2 protein-coding genes and 1 pseudogene are annotated in these 7,863 nt (G+C 35.9%); all 3 read left to right on the top strand.

The features are described from left to right. Window positions 1-174 precede the first annotated feature (174 nt). Window positions 175-324 (top strand): annotated as a pseudogene (locus OZD67_RS04630) (transposase); the annotation flags it as partial. 119 nt (window positions 325-443) lie between these two features. After that, a complete protein-coding gene (gene clpB / locus OZD67_RS04625) occupies window positions 444-3,098 on the top strand; it encodes an ATP-dependent chaperone ClpB (RefSeq protein ID WP_182184191.1) in 2,655 nt (884 codons plus the stop codon). 27 nt (window positions 3,099-3,125) lie between these two features. Continuing rightward, entirely contained in the window at window positions 3,126-7,859 is a 4,734-nt protein-coding gene (locus OZD67_RS04620; RefSeq protein ID WP_182183155.1) for an NAD-glutamate dehydrogenase, read from the top strand. Window positions 7,860-7,863: the final 4 nt, after the last annotated feature.

The raw sequence follows: 7,863 nt of genomic DNA, 5'->3' as shown, positions 1-7,863 counted from the left end.
GGAATCTAGTTCTTATTGTACATTTACTTGGTGTAGAGTTAAGTTTCCTGGATCCAAGTAGTCAAGGCACTGGGATGACAAAAAAGGGGCTACTCGGATGACAAAAAAAGGAGCACTGGGATGACATTATAGGGGCTACTTTCATGACATCATTCTTTTTTCTGGATCCCAGTGACCTTTGTTGTATTGTCAAAGAGATGGATCGTTGAGCGCTCTTTTGCTTGGTTAGAAAAGTGTAGGCGATTGTGGAAAAATTGCGAACGTAAACTCAATACCAGCTTGCAAATGATTGTCCTCCTTCATTTCTCTTTACGAAGATTTTAAACAGGTTCTTAAGAAAGTTTTAAATTTTTGCAGACCATACCTAACAATAAACAACTTTAGGTTTAAATTTATGAAATCAGTTGTTATATACATCAGCAAATACGGATTTAACTGGTGTTATGGACTTAAATAAATTTACTGAAAAAGCAAAAAGTCTAATTCAAAGTGCTCAGATGAAAGCGTTGGGAGCTGGGCATCAGATTTTTATGCCTGAGCATTTACTAAAAGTAATGCTTGAGGATGAATTAGGTTTAGTTCAGGATTTGATAAACGCTTGTGGTGGAAATGTGCAAAGTATTTCTGATGCTGTGGATAGCGCAATAAAAAGGTTGCCAGTAATTGAAGGGCCAGGAAGTGGTGGCCTTCAACTTTCAAAAGAAATAGCAAGAGTTTTTGAAGATTCGATTGGTATTGCTTGGAGGAATAAAGATTCGTTTGTTGCCGTTGAGCGTTTACTGCAGGGCCTCATTGTACAAAAAGATGATACTGTAGGCAAAATTCTGGCAGAGAATGGTGTGACTCCACAAAAACTGAACTCAGTTATTGCAGAAATGAGAAAAGGCAGCAGTGCGGACTCGCCAAACAGTGAGGAAAAATTAAACGCGGCAAAGAAATATACAAAAGATGTTACAGAGCTTGCTATGCAAGGCAAGCTTGATCCTGTAATTGGTCGTGATGAAGAGATCAGAAGAACTATGCAGGTATCACTGAGGCGGACAAAAAATAATCCAGTGCTGATAGGTGAACCTGGTGTTGGAAAAACTGCAATAGTCGAGGGGCTTGCAAACAGAATTGTTGCAAACGATGTGCCACTTGGTTTGCGTGATGCAAAGGTTTTAGCTTTGGATTTGGGTAGCTTAATCGCTGGAACGAAGTTTAGAGGAGAATTTGAAGAAAGGTTAAAAGCAGTGATTAATGAAATTTCAAAAACAGAGGGAAAAGTTATCTTGTTTATAGATGAGCTTCATACTTTAGTTGGAGCAGGAGCAACAAGTGGTGCAATGGATGCCTCGAATCTGCTGAAGCCTGCTCTTGCGCGTGGAGAAATTCGCTGTATAGGAGCCACAACTTTAGACGAATATCGTGAACATATAGAAAAAGATCCTGCACTTGCACGGCGTTTCCAGCCTGTGTTTATCTCTCAACCAACTGAAACTGATACCATTTCAATACTCAGGGGTTTGAAGGAAAGATATGAAGTGCATCATGGTATAAGAATTACAGACGGTGCAATAATTGCTGCTGCAACGTTGTCCAATAGATATATAACAGATAGGTTTTTGCCTGATAAAGCAATTGATTTGATTGATGAAGCAGCAAGTAGGGTGAGAATTGAAATGGATAGCAAGCCTGAAGTTATTGATGAACTTGAGAGAAAGGTTATACAGCTAAAGATTGAAGCAGAAGCTCTAAAAAAAGAAAGTGATGAAAATTCTAAACAGCGTTTAAAAAAGATAAATGAAGAGATCGAAAATCTAAACAGTAAATTTGCTGACTTGAACAGCAAATGGCAGATGGAAAAGAATAAAATAGCTAGAATACAAGAAACAGTTGAAAAATTAGATAACGCCAGAAAAGAGCTGGAATTGACTCAGCGGAGTGGAAATTTAGGAAAAGCAGGAGAGCTGATGTATGGTGTGATCCCTCAGCTTGAGAATGAATTAAAAAATCAGGAAAAGGTTACTGATAGTTTCTTAAAGAAAGAAGTGACTGGAGATGATATTGCAAACATTGTTTCAAAGTGGACAGGAATTCCAGTTGATAACATGATGCACAGCGAAAAGGAAAAACTTCTTAACATGGAGAATGAAATAGGAAGAAGAGTAATAGGGCAAAAAGGTGCGATAGAAGCAATAAGTAACGCAGTTAGGCGCTCTCGCTCTGGTGTGCAAGATACTAATCGACCTTTCGGTTCATTTTTATTCTTAGGCCCAACCGGGGTTGGAAAAACAGAACTGGCAAAAGCCCTTGCTGAATTTCTGTTTGACGATCAATCAGCGCTTTTGCGTTTTGATATGTCAGAATATATGGAAAAACATTCTGTTTCAAAGCTAATTGGCGCGCCTCCAGGGTATGTTGGCTATGAGCAAGGTGGCAGATTAACCGAAGCAGTAAGAAGAAGGCCATATCAGGTTATTCTGTTTGATGAAATAGAGAAGGCAAATCCAGATATATTTAATCTATTGCTGCAAATCTTGGATGAGGGTAGACTCACTGATAGTCATGGTAAATTAGTTGATTTTCACAATACCATACTGATTTTAACTTCTAACCTTGGTGCTGAGATAATGCTTAAAGGGGGAGCAGAAAATAGACCTATACTCCCTGTTATCCCAGTGCTTGACACTGGAATCCAGCCAGCGTCACGCGCTGGAATGACATCGGAAGGAGGAGTTGCTAGCTCTGTAAAAAGCGAAGTGATGCAAATAGTTAAATCAGCATTTCGTCCAGAATTTTTAAACAGGCTGGATGAAATTATTATATTCCACAGTTTAACCAGAGATGACATCTATAAAATTATAGATGTTCAATTTTCTTGTTTACAAAAAACACTTGCTAAGCGTAAACTGAGTATAAGTTTGTCACAGGAAGCTAAAGAACTAATAACACAAACTGGCTATGACCCTGAATATGGAGCAAGGCCCTTAAAAAGGGTTATACAAGAGTGTATTCAAAATAATTTAGCTAAATTAGTTTTATCAGGAGAAGTAATAGAAAATGATGAGCTAATAGTGTACGCTCTTGATAATGAAATCTTAGTTAAAAAGGTTTAAGTTCACTGTGTATTTTTATTAAAAAAAATGTGTATAGATCATAATGTTGACACTGAGTCTTTATTTAAGTTAGTTGATCAAGAAAATCAGCAAGATAAAGAAAAAAATAAAAAATTTATTAAGTATTTTTATAGTTTTGTTTATAAAAGCGACCTCAAAGCCAACGATAAGTTTTTGCTATATATTGTAAACGATGCTTACAATTTTGTTTCTCAAAAAGAGAAAGATGAAAGTAAGTTAGTAGTAAGCAATATAGATGATATACCAGGAATAGAAGGCAATTTTACCACGATTAAGATAACAAACGATGATATGCCATTTTTGGTTGATTCTGTTATTGCAACTATTAAATCGCACAATTTAACCATATGCTATTACAGCAACAGCATAATTAACATTAAAAGAAAAGAGGGCCTAATAGATGAGATTTACTCTTTGGAAGAAAGCAATGGAGTCAAAGAGTCGGTTATATATGTAATTATCAAAGGTATAAGTGACAGTTTTGTTGATACATTAAAAGAATCTCTACAAAAAACGCTGAAAGCAGTTAATTGCGTTGTGAAAGATTGGCACTTAATGCTCAAGAAACTTGATGAGGCAAGTCTTTCTGTCATCCCAGCTGGGATCCAGGAAAAGGACACGTGGTCATGCACTGGAATGACATCAGACCGAAATCAAGAGCAAAAAGATTTTCTAGTTTGGTTAAAGAATAATAACTTCATATTTCTAGGTTATCAAGAATATATTGCTGGTAAAGATGAAAAACTTGTCTGTGATAGCAAAAAGGCCCTTGGCCTGATAAGAGTAGGTCAAAGTACGTTGATTCCTTCTGCAAACCTTGATTCCCTATACATATTGAGATCAGATCTAATCTCAATAGTCCATCGGCGTACATACATGAATTGTATAGGAGTAAAAGAATTTGATGACCAGGGTAATGTAGTAAAGGAACGGCGTTTTTTCGGGCTATTTACTTCTGTAGCAGAGGTCCAAGATATTCAAACTATTCCAATAATAAGAGATAAAGTTAAAGTTATAGAAAAAAATGCAGGGTTTGTAACCGGGGGCCACAATAACAAAGCTTTAATTTCTATTTTACAAGCATTCTCTTGTGATGAATTATTCCAATCAAATGAAGACGAATTATTTAAAATTTGCATTTTGATCATATCTCTTGCGATTAGGCCAAGGGTCAGATTATTTTTAAGAAGAGTAGGGGATTTTATTAGTTGCATAGTGCTGATACCAATGCGTTATGCTAGCGCTAGGCTAATGTTCAAGATACGTGACATATTGAAGGATGAGACAAGTGCAGAAAGTTCAGATATTTATAACAATCACATTATCAATGAATATGATTTGATGAAATTGCATGTAGTGCTAAAGACCAAAAATGCTAGTGTTCCTGATGATGAAGTTTTGCGTATCGAAAACAAATTAAGGAACATTACGGAAAAGTGGGAAGATCGTTTTATAGACAATTTATATAATACTTTTAGTACTGTTGAGGATATATTCATCCGTTATTGCAAGGCATTTCCAATAAGCTATCAAGAGAGTTTCGAACCTCATGACGCATATTACGATATGAAAAAATTGGAGATAGTGAGGAAAAAAGGAGTTAGCGAGGTCGATTTAAGACTTACTCGTGACAATCTTAATTATCAATTAAGGGTTTACACTTCGAGCAATGGAGGTCTTGAATTATCGAAGATATTAAGAATTACTAAGAATTTGGGAGCTAAGATTCTATCTCATAATGGCTATTACATAGAAATTAACGGCGGAATATGGATACACCATTTTGTGTTGTCAAGAGTCGATGAATTAATAAACAACATTACTCTAAAAGAGCAATTTGAAATAACACTTGCGAAAGTGTTTAGAAAGGAAATTAAAAATGATTATTTCAATAGTTTGGTCATTATTGCTGGACTGGAGTGGAAAGAAGTGCTTCTGGTTAGAGCGTTAAGTGCTTACCTAAAGCAGACGTCATTTAACTACAATCCAGAATATATCCAAAAGGTAGTCTCAGAGTATCCAAAAATAGTAAAGTATTTGATACAACTATTTCATGCAAGATTTGATCCTAACATAGACATTGATAGAACAGAAACCACGGACATTTTCAGAGAAAAAATTGAGGAACTTCTAAAAGAGATCAGCAATGTTTCACATGATTACGTTTTGCGCTCGATATTTAACTTGATAATGGCTATTTTAAGGACCAGTTATTATCAAGATAATAAACCCTGCTTATCTATAAAATTTGACTCAAATAAAATAAATGGTTTGCCTGATCCTCGTCCATATCGTGAATTGTATATTTATTCAAATCTTTTTGAGGGAATACATCTAAGAGGCGGAAAATTAGCCCGTGGTGGCTTAAGGTGGTCGGATAGGACGGAAGATTTTCGCACTGAAGTTTTGGGTCTCATGAAAGCTCAGATGACAAAAAATGCGGTTATTGTACCTGTTGGCGCAAAGGGTGGATTTGTAATTAAGCAAGTTTATAAAGACAAAGATACTTTAAGAGAGAAAGGTGTTGAATGCTATAAGAGTTTTATCAGGGGAATGCTTGACATTACTGATAATGTAGTTAATGGTAAAATAATTCCACCAGAGAATGTGATTAGGTATGATGAAGATGATCCATATCTCGTAGTTGCTGCTGATAAAGGCACTGCTTCATTTTCTGATTATGCCAACCAAATAGCCTCTGAATACAATTTTTGGCTTGGTGATGCATTTGCATCTGGTGGATCAGTAGGTTATGACCACAAAAAGATGGGTATTACAGCCAGAGGTGCATGGATTGCAGCGCAGAGGCATTTTTGGAAAATGAATAAGGATATTTACCAGGATGCAACTGTTATTGGAATTGGGGATATGGCTGGCGACTTATTTGGAAATGGTATGCTGCTTTCAAAAAATATACATTTAATCGGCGCATTTAACCATATGCATATTTTTATTGACCCAAACCCTGATGCAGAAAAGAGTTTCACAGAGCGTAAACGCCTCTTTGAGTTACCATTTTCAACTTGGATGGATTATAACAAAGATTTGATTTCTAAGGGTGGAGGAGTATTTGAGCGTAGCAGCAAGCAAGTAAACATTTCTCAAGAAATAAAAAAATGCTTTGATATAACAGAAGATATACTACCTCCAAGTGATTTGATTAAATATCTACTCAAAGCAGAAGTGGATTTCATATGGAATGGAGGAATTGGCACGTTTGTTAAGGCAAAGAGTGAAAATCATAGCATGGTCGGTGACAAAGCAAACGATGAGCTGAGAGTAAATGGTAAAGATATTAGAGCTTCTATGTTTATAGAAGGCGGAAATTTAGGATGCACACAGCTTGGAAGAATAGAATATGCTGAAAGGGGTGGATATATCAATGCAGATTTTGTTGATAATTCAGCCGGAGTGACATGTTCGGACCTTGAAGTTAACATCAAGATTGCATTTGTTTCAGCTATGAAAGCAGGGGGTGTTTCTTTAGAAAAAAGGAATGAAATACTGGCAAGTATGGTAGACGAAGTTGCATCCAAGGTGCTTGAGAGCCACAACAGAATTGAAACAAAAGCATTACTTCTTGAGTGTTTGCAAGCTAAAGAGAGATTGGAGCAGCACCACAGGTTACTGCTCAGTTTAGAAAAATCTGGGCTGTTAAACCGGAGCGTAGAATTTCTTCCAACTGAAGAGGAGATAGCAAGGATGTTAACTGGTGCAGAAGGTTTCAGTTCTCCTCAGCTTTCTATTCTAATGTCTTATACTAGAACGGCAATAAAAAATGAAATTATACATTCCGATCTGCCTGAAAAAGATCTTATATCTAATGACTACTTGCTAGGTTATTTTCCTAAAAAGATGATAACAAAGTTTAAGGATTTCATATTAAAACACCAACTTCGTAGAGAAATTATCTCTACTTGCATTGCAAATGATGTAGTGAATAGAATGGGCTGTATATTCATCAATAATTTGGCTGAGAACACTGGAATTAAGGTACAAGAAGCGGTTAACATATATATTGTTGTTAACCACCTGTATGATTTAAACAGCCTGTGGCAGAAAATTGATGAATTGGATGGAAAAATTGATGTTAACTCATACTTACAAATAGTGAGGAACGTGCAGAAATTTATTGGCAGAGTATCGTTTTGGTTAGTGAAAAATCTTGGCAAGCTTAGCTTTGTAGAGTTGGATGATGTTACAAAATTTAAAGATGCAATTGAAACTTTAGGCCAGAACTTAACTGATGTTTTAGATGAACACCTATTAAAGGTCTATAGCCATGAAACAACTTCTTTAGTAGAACTTAATATAAATAAAGATCTAGCAAAAAAAGTTGCTGATCTATGCGTTCTTGCTTATGCACTGGACATTATATCTGTTGCTGAACAGACATCTTTGTCCATTCTTGATGCTAGTAAAATATACTTTGAGTTAAAGTCGCTGTTAAGATTCGATCTGATTAGAACAATTGCCATCAAGATGAAAAGCCGCTCTTCTTATTGGGATCGCAGCTTAGTTAATGATTTATTGGACGATTTAAGCAATTACCATCACAAGCTAGCTGTTGAAGTCATAAAAGCTACTGATAACCCCAAAGATAAGGTTCAAACCTGGGCTTGTAATGATAAGGACTACATAGAACGTTATAATAGTTTTTTAGATGAGATGGTTGCTTCTAAACTTGATTTAAGCAAATTAATATTTATAATCAGGAGGATTAAAGTACTTGCTTCATAGGAAA

Origin of the sequence: Wolbachia endosymbiont of Drosophila nikananu (assembly GCF_028981865.1) — a bacterium.
GTDB lineage: Bacteria > Pseudomonadota > Alphaproteobacteria > Rickettsiales > Anaplasmataceae > Wolbachia > Wolbachia pipientis_B.
This window is presented reverse-complemented; position numbering and strand designations above follow the sequence as displayed.